13 protein-coding genes and 2 tRNA genes are annotated in these 18,395 nt (G+C 55.2%); 5 read left to right on the top strand and 10 right to left on the bottom strand.

The window, feature by feature from the left end:
• Window positions 1-992 precede the first annotated feature (992 nt).
• Window positions 993-1,592: a recombinase family protein gene (locus tag P4G45_RS10985; RefSeq protein ID WP_348266522.1), complete on the bottom strand. Its 600-nt coding sequence runs from the start codon at window positions 1,590-1,592 to the stop codon at window positions 993-995.
• A 407-nt stretch (window positions 1,593-1,999) separates the two neighbouring features.
• Here P4G45_RS10985 and P4G45_RS10980 point away from each other — a divergent pair, with 407 nt between their 5' ends.
• The 3 genes from P4G45_RS10980 to P4G45_RS10970 are packed head-to-tail and all read left to right on the top strand — an operon-like array spanning window position 2,000 to window position 5,226.
• Window positions 2,000-3,175 (top strand): DUF262 domain-containing protein, encoded by a 1,176-nt coding sequence (locus tag P4G45_RS10980; protein ID WP_348266521.1) that lies wholly within the window; start codon window positions 2,000-2,002, stop codon window positions 3,173-3,175.
• The gene (locus P4G45_RS10975) at window positions 3,169-4,302 is read left to right on the top strand and encodes a DUF3696 domain-containing protein (RefSeq protein ID WP_348266520.1); all 1,134 of its coding nucleotides are present in this window, start codon (window positions 3,169-3,171) and stop codon (window positions 4,300-4,302) included. The genes P4G45_RS10980 and P4G45_RS10975 overlap by 7 nt, the downstream gene beginning before the upstream one ends.
• Window positions 4,303-4,305: 3 nt before the next feature.
• Window positions 4,306-5,226, top strand: a complete 921-nt coding sequence (locus tag P4G45_RS10970; protein WP_348266519.1) for a hypothetical protein — start codon at window positions 4,306-4,308, stop codon at window positions 5,224-5,226.
• A 537-nt stretch (window positions 5,227-5,763) separates the two neighbouring features.
• On the opposite strand, the gene P4G45_RS10965 is transcribed toward P4G45_RS10970, so the two are convergent.
• The 3 genes from P4G45_RS10965 to P4G45_RS10955 form a co-directional block, all read right to left on the bottom strand.
• Entirely contained in the window at window positions 5,764-6,987 is a 1,224-nt protein-coding gene (locus tag P4G45_RS10965) for a site-specific integrase (protein WP_348266518.1), read from the bottom strand.
• A 72-nt stretch (window positions 6,988-7,059) separates the two neighbouring features.
• Window positions 7,060-7,134 (bottom strand) — tRNA-Cys (locus P4G45_RS10960).
• A 67-nt stretch (window positions 7,135-7,201) separates the two neighbouring features.
• Window positions 7,202-7,276 (bottom strand) — tRNA-Gly (locus P4G45_RS10955).
• An 89-nt stretch (window positions 7,277-7,365) separates the two neighbouring features.
• Here P4G45_RS10955 and P4G45_RS10950 point away from each other — a divergent pair.
• The gene (locus tag P4G45_RS10950; protein WP_348266517.1) at window positions 7,366-8,889 is read left to right on the top strand and encodes a PAS domain-containing sensor histidine kinase; all 1,524 of its coding nucleotides are present in this window, start codon (window positions 7,366-7,368) and stop codon (window positions 8,887-8,889) included.
• Here P4G45_RS10950 and P4G45_RS10945 read toward each other — a convergent pair.
• Genes P4G45_RS10945 through P4G45_RS10925 form a run of 5 tightly spaced genes read right to left on the bottom strand, consistent with a single transcriptional unit; the run spans window position 8,864 to window position 13,254 of the window.
• Entirely contained in the window at window positions 8,864-10,786 is a 1,923-nt protein-coding gene (locus P4G45_RS10945) for a hypothetical protein (protein WP_348266516.1), read from the bottom strand. The two genes, P4G45_RS10950 and P4G45_RS10945, sit on opposite strands and share 26 nt — an antisense overlap.
• A 27-nt stretch (window positions 10,787-10,813) precedes the next feature.
• Window positions 10,814-11,092 carry a helix-turn-helix domain-containing protein gene (locus tag P4G45_RS10940; protein WP_348266515.1) on the bottom strand — a complete coding sequence of 93 codons (279 nt, stop codon included), beginning with the start codon at window positions 11,090-11,092 and terminating at the stop codon, window positions 10,814-10,816.
• A gap of 52 nt (window positions 11,093-11,144) precedes the next feature.
• Window positions 11,145-11,687 (bottom strand): CvpA family protein, encoded by a 543-nt coding sequence (locus P4G45_RS10935; protein ID WP_348266514.1) that lies wholly within the window; start codon window positions 11,685-11,687, stop codon window positions 11,145-11,147.
• The gene (locus tag P4G45_RS10930; RefSeq protein WP_348266513.1) at window positions 11,684-12,577 is read right to left on the bottom strand and encodes a phosphoribosylaminoimidazolesuccinocarboxamide synthase; all 894 of its coding nucleotides are present in this window, start codon (window positions 12,575-12,577) and stop codon (window positions 11,684-11,686) included. Before P4G45_RS10930 ends, P4G45_RS10935 begins: the two co-directional genes overlap by 4 nt.
• Before the next feature lie 44 nt (window positions 12,578-12,621).
• Window positions 12,622-13,254 (bottom strand): hypothetical protein, encoded by a 633-nt coding sequence (locus P4G45_RS10925; RefSeq protein ID WP_348266512.1) that lies wholly within the window; start codon window positions 13,252-13,254, stop codon window positions 12,622-12,624.
• 316 nt (window positions 13,255-13,570) lie between these two features.
• On the opposite strand from P4G45_RS10925, the gene P4G45_RS10920 reads away from it, so the two are divergent.
• Window positions 13,571-14,356: a hypothetical protein gene (locus tag P4G45_RS10920; RefSeq protein ID WP_348266511.1), complete on the top strand. Its 786-nt coding sequence runs from the start codon at window positions 13,571-13,573 to the stop codon at window positions 14,354-14,356.
• Between the two features lie 92 nt (window positions 14,357-14,448).
• On the opposite strand, the gene smc is transcribed toward P4G45_RS10920, so the two are convergent.
• Window positions 14,449-18,312, bottom strand: a complete 3,864-nt coding sequence (smc, locus tag P4G45_RS10915; protein ID WP_348266510.1) for a chromosome segregation protein SMC — start codon at window positions 18,310-18,312, stop codon at window positions 14,449-14,451.
• Window positions 18,313-18,395: the final 83 nt, after the last annotated feature.

The following is an 18,395-nucleotide window of genomic DNA, read 5'->3' as shown; positions in this document are numbered from 1 at the left end:
CTGACAGTCAAGAAACGCGTTGCAAATGACGCCTCACACCGCATACGACTGCTGTGTAGCTGTATCTGTGGACGCGAATGTGTCGCCCGATTGACCGATCTACGGAGTGGCCATACGAAGAGTTGCGGCTGTCTCAAGGCTCGAAAGCTACGACGGAAAATGGGGAAGATGGTTCTGTCGCGTTTTGGGAACTTGATGGCACTCGGTAAAGCGGATCCGGATAGTCCGTCGCGTCCATCAACGATATGGGTTGCAGTTTGTGCTTATTGTCCCCTGGTGATGTTTGCGCAGGCACGACAAATTCGCAAGGGAAACCGAAGATGTTCTTGCCTCAAAGACACCTACGGGAGTTGGAGGAATATGAAGCAGAGATGCACAAACACGAGACACCTTCAATACGCAGATTACGGTGGCCGAGGTATTAGCATTTGTGAACGTTGGCTCGATAACTTCCAACTCTTCGTCCTTGATATGGGGCCCAGACCGCGGGGAATGACTCTCGACAGGATCAATCCCAACGGTCATTATTCGCCCGAAAACTGCAGATGGAGCGGTTATGACATTCAGGCACGAAATCGTCGAGTGCGCAGCAAAACTACCAGTTCTAGAGCGGTTAGTCCCCCCTCTTCTGAGTACCCTTCTTGACCTCAAAATGGATCTATCTATATGTAAATACAGAATTAATGCCTCATAAGCATGGTATTTTGCATACCCAATTTAGGTAGATCGATTCGCGGGTGAAGAAATCGTCCATATCGGCGTGGCCATATGTCTTGTCCCGAATGTGTGAAACGGAGTGATGGCCAATCGAAAGGAGGAGTCTGGTCCAATACGACCGTGTCAGCCGCGCCAATACGGAATTTTTCTCGGAGTCGGGAGGGGATCCCCGGCACGGGCTAATCGACAGGGTTGGTTAGGGACGTTATGCAGGGGACCCAGTTTCCGGACAAAGTATGTCTGGTCGTGGGTCCGCTCCTCGTTGATACCCAGCATTACGCTCGCGCAGAAACCGGTACATCACGGACAGGGGCGTACTGGTAGAGCGTCTCCCGAGAGATGCCGAACTCCCGAGCCAACCCGGCTCGCTTCTCTCCCGCCTCTACACGCGCCCTTAGCTCTTGCGCACGTTCAGGTGTCAGGGATGGCTTGCGACCCTTGTAGACGCCCGCTTTCTTCGCTAGCGCGATACCCTCGCGTTGGCGTTCCTTCAGCATGGACCGCTCAAATTCTGCTACTGCGCCCATTACTGAAAGAAGCAATTTCGCAGCCGATGTGTCGTCCCCTGTGAAGGTCAATTGTTCTTTGGCAAATTGAACCTGCACGCCGCGCTGTGTGAGGTCTTCCACTATCGTGCGAAGATCTACAAGGTTACGGGCTAGTCGGTCCATGCTATGCACAATGAAAATGTCACCGTCACGTACATATTCGAGAGCGGCCTGCAGCTGGGGACGTTTTACGTCTTTGCCGCTCGCCTTATCGGTGAACGTCTTATCGAGGTCAACACCCTCAAGTTGTCTGCCGACGTTCTGATCCACGCTGCTTACGCGGACGTATCCGATACGCTTTCCCCCACGCTTGGCCGTTGCCACCATAGGACACCTCCATGTGTCAGTGTAGAGTCTAAGGTTCTTATCGTTCATGTGTCAAGTAAATGAATATAAACCCTAGACGGACGCATTAGGCCCTAGAAACTGTCAGGTTAAAAGTGTCATTCTGCCGTATACATTAATCTGACATGTCGTGAAGTTCTGCGTTATCGTCAACGGAGCGCAGTCGCACATAAACCAGATGGAGCTTCCACTGCAGGCCGTCGCGGCTGGGCTGCAATGCGAGCACACAAACGTTACCCTCGCAGCGGGAGTAATTGATCTGCGGTGATTAGCGAGGTTCATAGGAAATCGCGTCTTCCATCGCAACGCTCACTCGCTATCTCTCGTCTTCACAGAAATAGTGCAGGAGGCTCGACATCCGTTTATGATTGATCCACCCGAGTGAACTCATGAACGATGACAATCTGAAGGAAATTAGTGCGAGCGCACTGTTAGGCGATGAAACCCCCTCCGAGGAGTTCAGCGGGATTGAGGAAGAAGCTCAAGAGGAAATTAGCATCGCTGTTCCATTTGATCCTGATCAGATCGAAGTGACCACTAAGGCGATGACGATCGATCTCATTTTGTCCAGGATCCAGAGCGGGGCGATCAACCTTCAGCCTGATTTCCAACGTAGGTGGGGCATCTGGAGTCGAAGGAGACAAACTCGTCTCATAGAGTCGCTTCTCTTGCGGATTCCTTTGCCTACTTTTTACGCAGCTGAAGACGAAGACGAGAATTGGGAGATTGTGGATGGCATCCAAAGGTTGTCAACGATCGCGAGATTCATCAAGCCCGCAATTCTCTATGAACAGCCATTTGAGCTCGAAGGGCTAGAATACTTGCACGAATTTGAGGGCGAGCGATATGACGGTCTTACGCCTCGCTTGCAGAGACGACTCCGTGAAACTGAGCTGATAGTTCATCTCATTAGACACGGCACGCCTGTGGACGTGAAATTCAACATCTTCGGGAGGATCAACACTGGAGGCATGGCCTTAACGGCGCAAGAGCTTCGACATGCAATCATCCCTGGTCCGGGTAGGCAGATATTGGAAGATTGGGCTGCGTCCGAGCGATTCAGGGAGGCGACAGCCTACAGCGTGAAGCCCGATCGGATGAACGATAGGGAATTGGTGTTGCGTTTTGTGGCGTTCTCGATGACGCCGTATAGCGAATATCGCGACAAAGACCTCGATACATTCCTGGTTGAGGCCATGAAGCGTTTGAATGTGCTGTCCACACAAGAGCTCTCGGCAATTTACTCAGCGTTCGAGAAGGCCATGCACGCGGCATATCGGATCTTTGGAAACGATGCATTCCGGAAGAGGTATAACCCCTCAGCGGGAAGATCGCTAGTAAACAAAGCTCTTTTTGAGGCTATGTCAACGACTTTCGCACAGCTTAGCGATGAAGAAATTGAACACTTAGTTGAACGCGGAGATCAGGTGCGAGCGGATTTCATTGCGCTCTGCAACGAGCGCGCTTTCGATTCGGCAATCTCACAAGGCACCAATAACCCGAACAAGGTTGCCATTCGGTTCACAAGCATCAACAAAATGATAAAAAACATACTCTCATGCTAACTAACATACGCCTGCGCAACTTTAAGGTTTTTCGGGAGCAATCGATCGATCTGGCTCCCTTGACTCTACTTGCCGGACTGAATGGATCTGGCAAGAGTACGTTGATCCAGGCTTTGGCAATGCTCAGGCAGTCGCACGATACTGGCTTCCTGCAAGCAGGAAGCTGGCTCCTTAATGGCGAGCTTGTTGAGCTCGGAAGTGGAAGTGATGTTTTGCATGACAATCCCGCGCTAGACGGAACCATGGGATTGACTCTCAACGCGATGATTGGAGCACCGGTCCGGAATGTTGAGGCTGGTTGGTCGGTAAGTTACGACTCTAAGGGTGATGTATTAAGGTCTACAAATAGTCTCTTCGATCAGATCGCGCCGCCTGGCACCTTTAGCCTTTTCGGCCCCGGGTTTCAATATCTTCGAGCTGATCGCCTCACGCCAGCAGTAACGTACGCGAAGTCGCAACATGCGGTGGCCACCCGTCGATTTCTGGGTAGCCGAGGCGAATATGCAGCGCATTTCCTGCTTGAGTACGGAGATGTCACTATTCCATCAATATTGACCTCAGAATCTCAACCAGAGCACGCACATCGTCTGTTGTCTCAAACGGTGGCATGGTTGCAAAGGTTCAGCCCCAACGTAACTTTAGATATCGAGAACATACGCAGCACTGACCTCGTCCAACTCAAATACTCCTACCGTACGAAAGGAATCGGAGGTGGAGGAGGCCAATTTCGCGCAACTAATGTAGGTTTCGGCCTGTCGTACTGCCTTCCGATCGTTGTCGCGTGTCTATCTGCGCACCCAGGAGATCTTCTCCTTATTGAGAATCCAGAGGCTCATTTACATCCCGATGGACAACTCGCAATGGGTGAACTTGTCTCCCGCGCAGCAGCAAGCGGCATTCAGGTAATCGTCGAGACGCACAGCGACCACGTATTGAATGGGATTCGCCTTGCGATCAAACGAAAAATACTTTCATCTCAATCAGCGGCATTCAGGTTTTTCAGACGCGACGAGTCCGGTGCCTCTCAAGTCACGAATCCTAGCTGCGATAGCAACGGAATGCTGAGCGAATGGCCTAACGGATTCTTCACTCAATGGGACGACGCCTTAATGGAACTGCTGAGCTGACAAATGGCGCAATTGTTGTTTTTGAATGAAAGATCTTACGGTCCAGGACACATCGCCATTCCCGTGGCGCAGGAATCCCTCGCAACCTTTGTAGATGTTCTACTTCAAATCAAGAAGCTATTACCCAGAGTATCTTTGATTTCTTCAGAATCGCTATCTCATTTGAGGCTCGGTAACGGCTATTCCGTCGCAAGCTGGTTAAATAGCGGGGCCGCAAATAGAGAGCGAGGCCGTGTTCTGCTGTCATTGGCCAACCAAGCTCCTTTTCGAGTTGTGAATGACCTGTATGACGATCCTGATCCTGGCGTTACCGTCCATCGTTATGGTGATGAAATTGTAGAAGGTATTGGCCTCGCAAATCTCTATGGAGGGGTTCCTATTAGCCTCGATATTGAAGATCGTTGGCGGGTATCCACTCTAAGTCTCAATGTCCAGCAGCTTGTTGAAGACGAAGAGAGAGCTTGGATCATAGAGATGCCACACGCCGCCTCGGTGCAGCATGTTCATAATCATCAGCAATGGCTCTTAACCTTACGTAAGCGAGAAGTGGCAAACGCGGACGACTTATATGAACGCAGAGCGGAGCTATTTCCGTTTCTAGCGTTCACACCGAGTGTTAAAGCAAACTTGGAGGTGCTGCAGCACCCGGCATTTGGCCAAGTCGTCCACTACTTATGTCAATTGGACGATGCTGTGAACGTGTGGGATCCCCGAAAAACTACGCAACCCAAGTACCCCCCTCACACCACGAATGAGAGCGCGTCCCGGAAGGAGCTCTGCTATCTTCCCGACATTGAATGCGGTCGTGACTATTTCACTTGGCACGGGCGATATACTCCAGGCGCTGGACGGATACATTTCAAACTTGAGTACGAACCTAAGAGAGTCGTTCTTGGCTACATCGGCAAGAAGTTGGGAACATGATGCCTGACCGGGTTATTGATCTGTTTGACATCCAACGGTTTTTTGAAATTTCACTATTTGCGGCGAATGATTTTCATGCGATTACAATTCGTTATGCCAGACTACAAAAAGGTATCCTTAGAACGCTTACGAGACATCGCAAATACGCAGAACGGCTCGATCCGAGCGGCTGCCCTAGAACTGATTGACATTCGTGAAGCTGAGATTGAGTCAATTGAGCGAAGAAAGAACCCCTATGTTCGGGACCCAATGGACGCACTTGCACTTATGTTCGAGCCTCGCGAGTTCTGATTTCTTCGCCCATGTGTCCTCATGATGTCAGCGTAAGTAGTGGAATAGCCAATCGGTTATTGCCTTCGCATCCTTGAGCCGTCCACGGTGTCCGTGTCAAACAGCACAATTGTTCTCTTATCCCTCAAACGCCATATGCGATCGAGGTCTCGTCGCCGACGTCGGTCGTAACATGGATACTGGCCTTATTGACTTCAAGGTCGCCATCTACTTAGCGGGCAAGAGTATTCCCCTAAACCGTATCTGCTACGCCTCTGGCCTAGAAACATTGTTCGGTGCGGTCTCCCACGTCGCAACTACCAGAGCATCAAGCCTATCCTGTCTCTCCTTCACCCATTTTGCGTAGTACCGCTCGGTCGTCTTTATCGACTCATGTCCGAGCAGTTTGCTTACCTCTTCAAGAGGTACGCCTTTCTCGAGCAGCCCCACGGCGAAGGTGTCTCTGAGTTGGTGCGGATGTCCCTCAGGTTGACCGGCTGCCCTGAACACCCGCCTAAGGTCATGTTGCCAGTTGGTGACGGCGGTTTGTGGTTTGCCGGTGCCCGTGTTCCAAAAGATGTACCGCTCACTATCATTCAAAAGCATCGCCGCTTTGACTTCATCGGCCACATCAGGCGGTATCGGTACGCTTACGTGCGTCCCTGTCTTCTGCCGGTTGGTCACGATCCTATATAGTCCGTGCTTTACATCTCGCGTTAGCTCGTCCCTCTCCAACGTCACCGCATCGCGAATCGCAAGCCCGCTAAACCGCATGAGTCTGATGAGCGCATGAACTCGCGTTCCCTTCTTCCCGGGAAATTCATTGGCGACAGCGTTCAAGAGCTTTTGATATTGCGCCGCAGACAAGGGGAGTGTCGGAACTTCGTCAACCCTGATAGGTGAGAGTCTCGGCACTCGGTCAATCAACTGGGACTCATAGCAGTAACGCAGAAAGGCCCTCAGACGCTCTTGCACCTTACCTCTGGTCGTGGATGAGGGATACTGAGCATCCCAGCCCGCACGGAACTCTGTCAGGTCCTCTAGTCGTATCTCAGAAGGGAAGTACCGCGACCGCCGCTTCATGAAATCTGAGAACCGTCCCAGTTCTCGCTCGTACTTTTTCAGCACCTCACTATCTAGACCTTGCGACCGCTTGTCACTGAGGAAGAGTTCAACCGCGCGTTCGATTGTGGCTTTTCCCTCACCCTCTACGGTGACGGTTCCGACCGGGTTAGCCGTGTCGGCAGACCGAAATATCCCCTCTAGTTTTCGCTTTGCCTCTTCCGCGAGAGCCCAGCTCCTCGTCTTTGCGGAAACCGTTCGCTGCTTCCCATCGTGGAAATACCGCAGGCTCTTCCTACACTGACACCGCTTATAGAAGTGATCGTCTACGTGGGGGCAGTTTGCGGAGTGCCGGACAAAGATCGTGATGAGGGGGACTGCCAGGATGGAGAGGACGGTTCTAGGTGCCCGATTGACCATGCCGAGCATTATATCTAAGGCAAAAATAAGGCAATTCTCGAATGATCCCAAGAATCGCCCCGCTTTTACTAGGAATTATTTTGGAGGCGCGGGTCGGGATCGAACCGACGCATAAAGGTTTTGCAGACCTCTCCCTTACCACTTGGGTACCGCGCCTCGATGGGCTATCGAATTATTACAGCCCGCTGAATTGTAGGTGAAGTGTACCGCAGACAGGGCTTTTTGGAGCGGGAGACCGGGGTCGAACCGGCGACATCTTCCTTGGCAAGGAAGCACTCTACCACTGAGCTACTCCCGCTCTCACAGGTTCAAGTATAGCGGCCATCTCGCTTGTGGTCAACGCATCGAGGCAGTCGGCTCGGGGATTTCGAAGGAAGGTGGTCGAGCATGAACTGTTTTGCATCTGAACTGGAGACGGGGGCGCATTTAGTGGGCATTCAAGAGTATGAGGCGCAGCAGATGACAATAGCACCGGGAGATCAGAGACAGATGCGGCAGTGGCAGGCCGTACTGGATTCGGCGGGCGAGGGCATCTGGGGCTTGGATCTGGAGGGAAGGTGCACGTTCGCCAACCGGATGGCGACGAAGATAATCGGGTTTGAGAGCGAAGAGCTGATCGGTGGCAATATTCACGAACTGGTGCACCATCATTATGCAGATGGGCGTCCTTTTCCTGCGGAGGAATGTCCGATTTATGACGTGCTGCGCCGAAACACCCCACTCAGCAATCTTTCAGACACGATGTTTCGCAAGGACGGTAGTTCCTTTGTTGTAGAGATGTCAGCGCATCCGGTGTCTATTGAAGGAGAAGTGTTGGGTGTGGTGGTTTCATTTCGCGATGTGAGCCAATTGCGCCAGCAGCAGGAGGACCTTCGGAAGGCGAAGGAGTTGGCCGAGCAGCGGACCGCAGAGCTGAATGCCGTGATTGAAAGCATGCCGCATGGCGTTTATATAGCTACTCCTGATGGGCGAGTGAGAACGAACCGATGGGCGCGGATGATGAGTGGGGAGCGCTTTCCATCTGAGTTGAAGACGCTGAAAGATGCACTGGCGGGGGAGTCTTCAACCGAGACGGTGCACACACCCGGCCGCTGGATTCGCAGTGTGGCTGCGCCGGTTCGTCAGGGAGATAGGATTACAGGCGGCGTCGCAGTGAATACGGACGTGACCCAGGCACGGTTACAGGACGAAGCGCTGCGCAAGTCTGAGAAGCTGGCGGCTGTGGGACAGCTGGCGTCGTCGATTGCGCATGAGATCAATAACCCGTTGGAGTCGATTACGAACCTGCTCTATCTCGTGCAGAAATCAGATTCGATGGACGAGGTAAAGGAATATGCGAGGATTGCACAGGACGAGCTGGCGCGGGTCACTGAAATTACCTTGCAGACCCTGCGTTTTCACCGACAGCAAAGCAAGCCCGTCCAGGTGGACTTAGCAGATCTGCTGCGTACCTTGATGACTCTCTACACAGGTCGGCTGTTGGTACGACGACTGAATGTAGAGATGAAGCTGATCGACTCGCCGACTGTTCTCTGCCTTGAAGGCGAAATTCGCCAAGTCGTCAACAACCTATTGCGAAATGCGCTCGACGCCACGGTGGATGGTGGCCGGTTGCTGGTGCGAATGCATCCGCAGATGAACTGGGTAACGGGACAGAAAGGCGTGCGGATGGCGGTGGCAGATACGGGTGAGGGAATTCGCCCCGAAATCATGGCTCATTTGTTTGAACCGTTTCAAACGTCGAAGGAGTTAACGGGGACGGGACTGGGTCTGTGGGTGAGCAAGGGAATCGTCGAGAAACATGGCGGACATATCAGTACGAAGTCACGGCGCGGGGAAGGTCACGGGACGGTGTTTACGGTGTGGCTCCCGCTGGATGGCGGTCTTAATCTGGTTGCTGAGGGAGGTTGAGTGCGATGCGTGGCCCGGCGATGATATTGGAGCGACGTCTCACAACATGCGGCGTGATGAGGAGAAGTAATTCGCTGGAATCGCGCTCTGCGGTCTTGTCGGCAGTGGCGGTTTGAAATCCGGGTAGTTCCCCGAGGCCAGGAAGACCACTGACTGCGGCTGATTCGGATTTGCTCAGCGAGCTGACCAGCAGGGCCGTCTTTCCGTCTTTGATCGTGATGTCGGATACGAACTGCCGGCTGGCGAGGACGGGTATGTTGTTCAGTGCGGTGCCAGTCAGTGCTTCGATCTTGAGATCGATGTGCATTCTTACGGTGCCAGATTTCTGCACGGTGGGCGTAGCCTTCAGAGTTAAACCTAGATCTTCATATTGAATCTGCGGGATGGTTACACCGTTGGAACTCCCCGTCAATTGGGCGAGCAGGCTGGACGCGCTGACGCCGTTAACGGTGATTCCCGCAAGCGAGGCCGAGTTCGGGGTAGGGCCGGTGCTGTAGGTGGAGGTCGTGATCGGATAGCGTGTCCCTACGCGGAAATCAGCACTCTCACCATCGCCTACTCGCACCTGGATGTCGTCGAGGGCGCGGCTATCGCTGGAGTTGAGTGCAAGATTAAATGCGGGAAAGACGTTGGAGGTGACACCGGTCTGTGTCAGCCCGCCTCCGAAATAGCCGATCGTAGACGAGAGTAGTGAGCTTTGCACCAGGCCGGAGCCGATGAGCGCGAGGGCGATTTCGACATTGCTTGCGCCCGCCGGGACTAGTCCCTCCGCGATTGCCTGATTGACCAGCGACTGGTTCTGATTGACGATGTTCGCCGCCTCGCCGGAGACACTGTAAAGACCTAGCTGCTGGGGAAGCTGGGCACCGATATTACGCTGGCGACTCTTGTCGACGGCATAGAGCTTCAGCTCGATCATCACCTGGCTTCCGCCGTCGAGCAGATCGGCGAGAGTGAGGTTCACCGCCTTCAAAGTGTCTTCGGGAGCGCGAAGAACCAGGTCGCCCAGGCTTTTTTCGACGGTCAACTGCTTTATCTCAAAGACATTGCGCAGGACACTGCCAAGGTCGTTGATCTCCGTCGGCGACATGCCGGGGGTGCTAATGGTCTCCTGCAATTGGCGTTCGAGACGCTGCCGGTTTTCGGGGGTGTCTTTGGCGATGAGGATGCTTTTGGAATCGACGGGAACGGCGAAGAGGCCGCCCATCTCAAACAGAACGCGAATCGCCTGCTGGTAGGGAACAGATTCGAGATTGAAGCGAATACTTTGATGGGGAACGGAGTCGTCGAAGACCGTACGGATGCCGTAGCTTGAAATAACCTGCTGTAGGACTGCCTGGATATCAGCCTCAATATGGAAACTCTTTGCTCCAGGAGCGGGCTGTAGAGTGATCGGTCCGGCGATGGACGCAGCCTGTTTGACCCAGGGTTCCATCTCTGGATTGAAGGTGATAGGGAGTGCGCCGGGGACCTGATGCTGATTGACGATGCGGTTTTCGGGATCGAGCAGACGGGCTTCGGCGAGCAGCGCTTCGGACTTGGTGTTTTGCCCAAGGAGGTGGGCCTTGCCGGCTTGCTGCACCAATTCCGTGACGCGATGCTCGCGCGTGATGGAGATCGCTGTGCCGTAGTCCTGGTTGTTGGGACTGAGCTTCGCGGCTTTTTCGAACTGCTTCTGCGCGCCTGTCAGATCATTGCGTTCGAGCATTCGCGCGCCTGCGAGATAGGCGTCTTCGGCCTCGCGGAGCTGGTTTTTGCTTGGGGTGGAAAGCTTTGATCCGGATTCAGGCTTGGCCGTTGGCGTTTGCGAGAGACCCGCGAGCGAGATTCCCAGAATGGCAAAGGCGGCTGTGCTTCGGATAATTGACGCAGGCCGAAACTGGAAGGGGAGAATCATCTGCTGGTGCTTAGAGGGGGTGAAGCATCAACGGGCGCTCGCAATGCTCTGGATGCGCGGACGCTCGCTGCTGGGTGGCCGACGCATACCATTGCGGATCGCCGCGGTGTCGAGATCCAGCTCGGCAAGCGTGCGACTGAGGGTATTCCGGTGCATACCTAACTCTTCGGCGGCCTTGCATTGATTGCCCTTGTGGTGGGCGAGGACTTCGAGGATGTAGCGCTTCTTGAACTGGCGAACGGCGTCCGCATAAGGGATGCCCGCACTGTGCATCTGCGTGATGAGACCGTCCATTTCGCGCTTCAAGATATTTTCCTCGCTTGCAGGTCCAGATTTGCGGTGCATTCTCATTGTCACTCTATTCGTGCCGTTTGATCCAATCGGGTGCGGTGTGCTTGAGTTGCGCCGCACCGTCCCGAATGAGCTGACGAAGGTCTTGAGGTACAACGAAGGATACAGCATGAGCCCCGGCAAGGAAATAGGGAGTTAAAGAAGATTTTGCGACGGCAGAAGTGGGGGGAAGAAAGGCGGTTACTGCCATAAGGATAGCTACGCAGAGCAGGCAGCCGCGGAGATAGCCAAAAATCGCTCCCAGGAGGCGGTCGAAGAAGCCAAGGCCGATGGCGCTGGCGGTGTGGTGAAGTGCCTTTCCTATGAGCGCACAGACGATCATGACGCTGATGGCGATGACCAGAAATGCGACTACATTCGCCACCGTCGTGGCGGTAACGACGCGTTCAAGAATGCGTGCCACGATGGGGTAATTCCAGGAGGCCAGCAGGATACCGGCGATGAGTCCTCCCAGCGCGAAGAGTTCGAGCAGAAGTCCCCGCATGAACGCCATGATGGTTGACCATGCGAGGACGGCAATCAGGAACCAGTCGAAGTAGTTCAGATTCATAGATTGGCGCGGCCCGTAATCAAGCGGAAGGCTTCGAGATATTTCGCCTTGGTTTTTTCGACGACATCAGGAGGCAATCCCGGAGCCGGGGCCTGCTTGTTCCAGTGGATGGATTCAAGGTAGTCACGGACGAATTGCTTGTCGAAAGAGGGTTGTGCGCCGCCGGGATTGTAGGTTTCGGCGGGCCAGTAGCGCGAGGAATCGGGTGTGAGAACTTCGTCAGCAAGGGTGATCTGGCCGTCGATGAGGCCAAATTCAAACTTGGTATCTGCCAGGATGAGTCCCTTACTCGCCGCGTGTTTGCTGGCCTTTTCGTAGATATTGATGGTGAGGGCGCGCAGATCTTCCGCAGGTTTCTGGCCGATAGTGTCAATCATCTTCTGGAAGGAAATATTTTCGTCATGGCCGATATTGTTTTTGGCGGCAGGAGTAAAGATAGGCTGGGGCAGTCTGTCCGATTCGCGCAGGCCGGAAGGGAGTTTAATGCCGCAGACTGCGCCGGTCTGCTGGTAGTCTTTCCAGCCAGAGCCGGAGATATAGCCGCGAACGACGCACTCAACGGGGAACATCTCGGCGCGCTTCACCAACATGCTGCGGCCCTCTAATTGGTCCAGATATGGCGCGCAAGATGCAGGAAATTGTGCGGCATCCGCAGTCACGAGATGGTTCCTGACAGTGTCTTTGAGCAAGTCAAACCAGAAGAGCGAAAGCTGAGTAAGGATACGGCCTTTGTCCGTGACGCCGGTGGCGAGGACATGGTCGAAGGCGGAGATGCGGTCGGTGGCGACGAAGAGAAGCTGGTTGCTGCCTAGGTCGTAGATGTCGCGAACCTTGCCGCGAGCGGTGAGCGGAAGGTCGCCGAGATTGGTCTGGAGAAGGGCTTGGCTCATTGAGATGACGGTATCACTCCTATGAAGTGATTTTAGGCGGAAATTTAATAGAGCTTTACTACAAGGTTTCGTGCCGCGTCGGCGGGTTGGTCTGGAGCCGCCGGGCACGACATAAGGACGTGTTTCCCATCCGGCTGGAGAGTGGCAAAGGCTCGCGATGCATCGCACTGGCCACTGTAGTAGTGGCTAGCCTGGCGACGGTGTAGGAGGACCTGCGTCCAGGAAGGGTGGGAGTAGATGATCAGGTCAAAGCCGGATGTGGGTGCTGTGCCGGTACCCCACAGCGCGCGGTCGCTTATGAGATTGGGACCAATGGAGACGATGGTGTGGGGTGCGGGATTGAAGAGTTCAGCGAGGGGAAGAAAGACGCTGGCGGAGAGGATGGGGAAGATGAGAACCGCCGCGATAATCGAGGTGAGCCAGCGGGGCCGCAGCAGCGTGAAGAGGAGGACGAGCAATTCGTAGCCTGCGATCGCGGCCCAATATAGCGCGGCGTTGAGATGGTTAGAGGAGGTGCTCCAGCCGGTAACGAAACTAAACGCGTAGAGGATAAGGGTGGCGCAGGCACACCCGAAGAGAATCTTGCGTGACCTTTGGGAGAGGTGAGTCCATCGCAACCGAAGAAGGATAAGTGCTCCGGTCAGAAATGCGAGCACGGCGAAGGTGAGCGGGAGCATGATTTTAGATTAAGGGTTTTGCAGGAATTTGGGGCGCAGAATCCTGCGAGTGGAGTTGAAATATTGGATATTTGGATGCAAAGAAGAGAAGAGGTATAGAATGCCCCGGGACCCCACTTCAATCGAACCACCGGCTTGAGTCTATCGAGCGCAACCGTTTTATGGTGTGCTTGATTCCTGCAGCCGGAAATGTCGCAGTCCAACTTTCCAGCCTGGGAGGATATTTCTTATGAAAAAGCTATCAGGGCTCTTGCTTGTATCGTGTCTTTTCTGTGGCGGTTCCTGCGTTCTGACGGCACAGGAGAGTGCTGACACCATGTCTCCGCCCAAGGTTCTTGTCATTCAACGGGAGTTTGTTAAGCCCGGCAAAGCTGGTAACGCACATGAAAAGACGGAGAGCGCGTTTGTCCGAGCGATGATGGCGGCCAAGTGGCCAACCCATTACCTAGGAATGAATTCGCTCTCTGGGCCTTCCCGGTCGCTGTTCTTTATTGGATACGATTCGTTCGCGGCGTGGGAAAAGGACAATATGGACACTCAGAAGAACGCTACGCTTGCCGCGGCTCTGGATCGCGCATCGTTCGAGGATGGCGAACTGCTGGACCGCTACGAGTCCAGTGCCTTTGTCTACCGCGAAGAGTACAGCCTTCGTGCGCCCGTGAATATTGGAGAGATGCGGTACATGGAGATAAGCCAGTTCAAGATCCGTGAGGGCCACCGCAAGGATTGGGACGCTCTGGTGAAGATGTACAGAGACGCATATGAAAAGGCGGTACCGGAAGCCCATTGGGCCATGTTCGAGAGCATGTATGGCATGGACAATGGAGGCGTATATCTTTTGATTACGCCGATGAAGTCCGCCAGCGAAATTGACCATGAACTGGCTTCCGACGATGCGTTTTATGCATCGAGAAGTGCGGCCGACTCGAAGAGAATGGCGGAACTTGCGGCGGCCTGTATCGAATCATCTCAGTCGAATCTCTTCCAGTTTGATCCGAAGATGAGCTATCCCCGGGATATGTGGGTCAAGGATAATCCTGATTTCTGGAAGCCGAAGATGATCGCGACAAAGAAACAGGCTAAACCGGCCCCGCAGCAGTAGTCGCATCTGATCGATTTATGTTGTGTCTCTGAGGGGAGAAAAAAGGGGAGCGGCTATGACCCGCTCCACCTGCGCAAACTTTAGATTGTGGATTACGCGACGGCGCGACGGTTGAGGTTGACGCTGACGATCTTGCTGACGCCGGGCTCCTGCATGGTGACCCCGTAGATGACGTCGGCTTGGGACATGGTGCGCTTGCTATGGGTGATGACGACGAACTGGGTTGTCGCCGACATATCGGAGATGAGCTTGGCGAAACGGCCCACGTTGGTCTCGTCGAGAGGAGCATCGACTTCGTCTAGGATGCAGAAGGGCGCGGGCTGGAATTGGAAGATGCCGACGAGCAATGAGAGAGCCGTGAGTGCCTTTTCTCCTCCCGAAAGCAAGAGAATGTTCTGTAACTTCTTGCCCGGAGGCGAGGCGAGAATGTCGATGCCGCTCTCGGCGGAGTTCTCCGCATCGGTGAGCCGCATCGACGCCTGGCCCCCGCCGAAGAGCTTGGTGAAAGTGATGCTGAAGTTGTCGTTGATGACCTTGAAAGCCTCATCGAACTTGAGCCGCGAGACGTCGTCAATCTCTTTGATGGAGGCCTGGGTGTTTTCGATAGAGTCGAGGAGATCCTTGCGTTGCGCTTCGAGAAAACCATGACGTTGCGTGGTCTCGTTGTACTCTTCGAGCGCCATCATGTTGACCGGCCCCATCGCTTCGAGCTTCTGCTTCAGTGTGCGGGACTCTTCTTCTTCGGTGGTGAGGGCTTCGCCTTGGATGCGTACGATACTTGTGTCCTCACGCAGAGAGGAAGCCTCGACGGCGAGATCGTTGAGGCAGGTGGCCTCGATGTGCTCGATATCGGAGGCGAGTTTGGCAGCGCGCGCCGTGAGTGCCGCCCGCTGTTCGCGCAACGCTTCGGTCTCGTGACGCAACGTCCGCAGCCGGGCATCGAGGTCGGCCATAGCAGCGCGGAGGGTATGGGCCTCCTCGGTGAGACGAGCGCCTTCCGCCACAGCAGTGGCACGGAGTTCAGTGAGTTCCGCGTGCTGGGTGGCAAGAGCAGCGGTCTCTTCTTCGCGGCGAAGTTTTTCCGATGCGGCAGAAGCGAGCTGCTGATCGAGCTGCTGAATACGCTGGTTCTGACCGTTGTAGAGACGAGTGGTTTGGTCAAAATTGGCTTGGGCATTGCGGCGACGCTCTTCGAGCCCGGCAAGATCGGCCGACGCTGCTGCCGCTGCCTGCTGTAACTGCTCCCGCTGCTGGCGCAGTTCTTCGAGCTGGGCCTGAAGATCGCTAAGCGAAGCTTCGAGTGTTGCGCGCTCGGCTTCAAACGACGAAGCCTCCTGCTGGCGGCGTGAGATGAGTTCGGCCTTCTGATTGCGCGCGTCACGATTGCGCTCGCTGGTGAGCGACCAGTCGGCGAGGCGGCGCTCGATGCGCGCGGTCTCGGTCTCCATCTGGCGTAAGGCCGCGCCTGAGTTGGCGGACTCACGCTCAGCTTCGCGGCGCTCATTGGTCTTGCTTTCAATGGTGGAATTGAGACTGGCGATCTGATGCTGAAGATCGGCGGTGTGCAGGTCGGTCTGTGCCAGATCTTGCTCCGATTTCTCGATCTTTTGCTGCACTTCAATCAGCTCGCGTTTGAGAGCCAGCGGGCCCTGTGCTCGCGGACGTCCACCAGTGACCGTAACGTTATGGAAGGTTTCGCCAGTGGGCGAGAGGAAGAACGATTGCGGATTCGACAGCGCAAGCGATCGGGCCGTGTACGAGTCCGGCGCGACATAACCCTCACGGAGCTTCGGCAGGATGACCTCAAGCGACTTGCCGAATCCGTCCAGGACGCGAACACAGTCCTTGAGGGGAACGACGCCCTCTATTCCTGCGGTGCTGTTCTCGGCGGCGCTGGTCATGCCTTCGGAGAAGGGGAAGTTTGCCTGTGCATCATTAGGATGGACGAGAAATGTAGCACGTCCACTGACATCGGTTTTGAGCAGGTTCATGCCGGCATCGGCGGCATCCCAGCTCTTGACCACGATGTAGTTGAGTTCGTCGCGAAGAAATTCATCGACGACATTTTCATACTGCCCATCGACTTCCAGAAAATCGGCGAGCGTACCTACGGGAGTGGTGCCGTTGAGACTGGGATTGCTGGCGTTGTGCTTGAAGATATTGCGGACAGTGTCAGTGGAGTAGCTGTGCTCGCGAATGAGCGCTTCAAGCGAACTGCGCCGTCCATTGAGACTCGCAACCTCGCCGCGAAGCTGGTCGCCACGACGCTTGCTCTGTGACTCCTCGGCGCGGCGTGCTTCAATCTGCAGGCGAAGATCTGCGATCTCAGCCTCGAGCCGCTTGAGCCGCTCGGTGACTGATTCGAATGACAACTTGACCTGTCCGCGCTGAAGGCCGAGAGTCTCAAGCTCCTGTCGCGCAATGTCAGACTCGGAGAGCAGCCGCTCGGCCTCGCGGTCGAGCCCAGACAAGGCTGCCTCAGCCTGTGCCTGCTCGTTGCGTGTCTGCGCGATGCGCTGGACAAGCTGCATGGTGGTGCGGCGGTTCTGCTCCGCCTGCTGCTCGGCCGAGGCAAGGGAGCGAACAGCCTCCTGCGCCTGCTGTTGTTGAAGCTGCGCCGCCTCGCGCGAGCCGGTGGATTCGGCAGTCGCATTTTCGAGAAAGCTGCGATGTTGCTCAAGCTCTCCGCTCAGTGTGGCAAGCTGCTCTCGTGCCTGCTCGAGATCGTCTGCCCCGGAAGCAAGGCGGCCTGTCAACTCGGCAATGCGATCGGCATTGGCGGCGGAGCGGGCAGTGATGCGTTCCAGTTCTACGGCAGACTGGTTGGCCTGTCCTCCTGCCTCACGAATCTGTTGATCGAGCGTGTAGCCGGTGCGGATGCCTTCGCTGTGCTGAGCGTCCATCTCTTCAACGGTTGCCGCCTGAGCATCAATCTGAGTTGCCAAAGCGGCAATTTTTTCGGTGGTGGCGGCCTGCTCTGTATCGAGCTGCGACATGCGGCTGGCAAGCACAACCCGAAGCCGGGTCCGAAGCTCATCGCGGAGAGCGCCATAGCGTTCAGCTTTGGCAGCCTGGCGCTTCAGCGTAGTCATCTGCCGCGTCACTTCATCGAAGATATCGTTGACGCGCGAGAGATTCTGCTTCGCGGACTCGAGACGAAGCTCCGCAAGCCGTTTCTTGGTTTTGAAGCGGGTGATGCCTGCTGCCTCTTCAATAATGCTGCGGCGGTCGAGCGGCTTGGAGCTGAGCAGTTGGCCGATGCGCTCCTGTCCGATGATGGCGTAGGACTCCCCACCGAGGCCGGTACCCATAAAGATGTCCTGAATATCGCGGAGGCGGCAGATCTTGCCATTGAGCAGATATTCGCTGTCGCCCGAGCGAAAGAGACGGCGGGTGATTGTGAGTTCCCCGGCGCGGATCGGAGCGCGGCCAAACTTGCGGCGGCGAATTTTGAGGACGACATTATTGGCAACGGAGGAAGAGTCTGCTTCCGCGTCCGTTGCAAGAGCAACGATCTGCGGCCCTTTGGCTTCGCCTTCGATGATGGTTCCCGGCTGCGCTTCGGCGACAGCGTCCTCAGTCTCGGCCGCATTCTGCTGGCGAAGTGAGGTCTCGTCCCAATCGGTGGGCAGGCCTTCATCGACGAGAACTTCGGGCTCATCGCCCAGGCTGGCACCGTCGTAGACTTCGGGGTCAACCAGCGTCAGGGATACCTCAGCCATGCCGGTAGGCTTGCGGTCTCGCGTGCCGGCGAAGATGACGTCTTCCATCTTGATGCCCCGTAGAGATTTCGCAGACTGTTCCCCAAGCACCCATGTAATGGCGTCGGAGATGTTCGATTTGCCACAGCCGTTGGGACCGACGATAGCTGCGATGCCTTCGCCGGAGAGCTGGACCTCGGTGCGGTCGCAGAACGATTTGAAGCCGAGAATCTGGACTTTCTTAAGCTTGAGCAAGGGCACCTCTATGGCGAGACTGGGGAGTTGCGGATCGTTCTCGCCCTTGTTAAATAAGACTGAATCAACTTTAGTCGTGGCCG

Source organism: Edaphobacter paludis, assembly GCF_039993895.1.
GTDB classification, from domain to species: Bacteria; Acidobacteriota; Terriglobia; order Terriglobales; family Acidobacteriaceae; genus Edaphobacter; species Edaphobacter paludis.
The sequence above is the reverse complement of the archived record's forward strand: the minus strand, read 5'-3'. Positions and strand labels throughout refer to the sequence as shown.

Excerpts from the sequence above, each read along its gene's own strand:
- P4G45_RS10985 (WP_348266522.1), bottom strand. The coding sequence starts at position 1,592 with ATGGTGGCAACGGCCAAGCGTGGGGGAAAGCGTATCGGATACGTCCGC.
- P4G45_RS10980 (WP_348266521.1), top strand. The coding sequence starts at position 2,000 with ATGAACGATGACAATCTGAAGGAAATTAGTGCGAGCGCACTGTTAGGC.
- P4G45_RS10975 (WP_348266520.1), top strand. The coding sequence starts at position 3,169 with ATGCTAACTAACATACGCCTGCGCAACTTTAAGGTTTTTCGGGAGCAA.
- P4G45_RS10970 (WP_348266519.1), top strand. The coding sequence starts at position 4,306 with ATGGCGCAATTGTTGTTTTTGAATGAAAGATCTTACGGTCCAGGACAC.
- P4G45_RS10965 (WP_348266518.1), bottom strand. The coding sequence starts at position 6,987 with ATGCTCGGCATGGTCAATCGGGCACCTAGAACCGTCCTCTCCATCCTG.
- P4G45_RS10950 (WP_348266517.1), top strand. The coding sequence starts at position 7,366 with ATGAACTGTTTTGCATCTGAACTGGAGACGGGGGCGCATTTAGTGGGC.
- P4G45_RS10945 (WP_348266516.1), bottom strand. The coding sequence starts at position 10,786 with ATGATTCTCCCCTTCCAGTTTCGGCCTGCGTCAATTATCCGAAGCACA.
- P4G45_RS10935 (WP_348266514.1), bottom strand. The coding sequence starts at position 11,687 with ATGAATCTGAACTACTTCGACTGGTTCCTGATTGCCGTCCTCGCATGG.
- P4G45_RS10930 (WP_348266513.1), bottom strand. The coding sequence starts at position 12,577 with ATGAGCCAAGCCCTTCTCCAGACCAATCTCGGCGACCTTCCGCTCACC.
- P4G45_RS10925 (WP_348266512.1), bottom strand. The coding sequence starts at position 13,254 with ATGCTCCCGCTCACCTTCGCCGTGCTCGCATTTCTGACCGGAGCACTT.
- P4G45_RS10920 (WP_348266511.1), top strand. The coding sequence starts at position 13,571 with ATGTCTCCGCCCAAGGTTCTTGTCATTCAACGGGAGTTTGTTAAGCCC.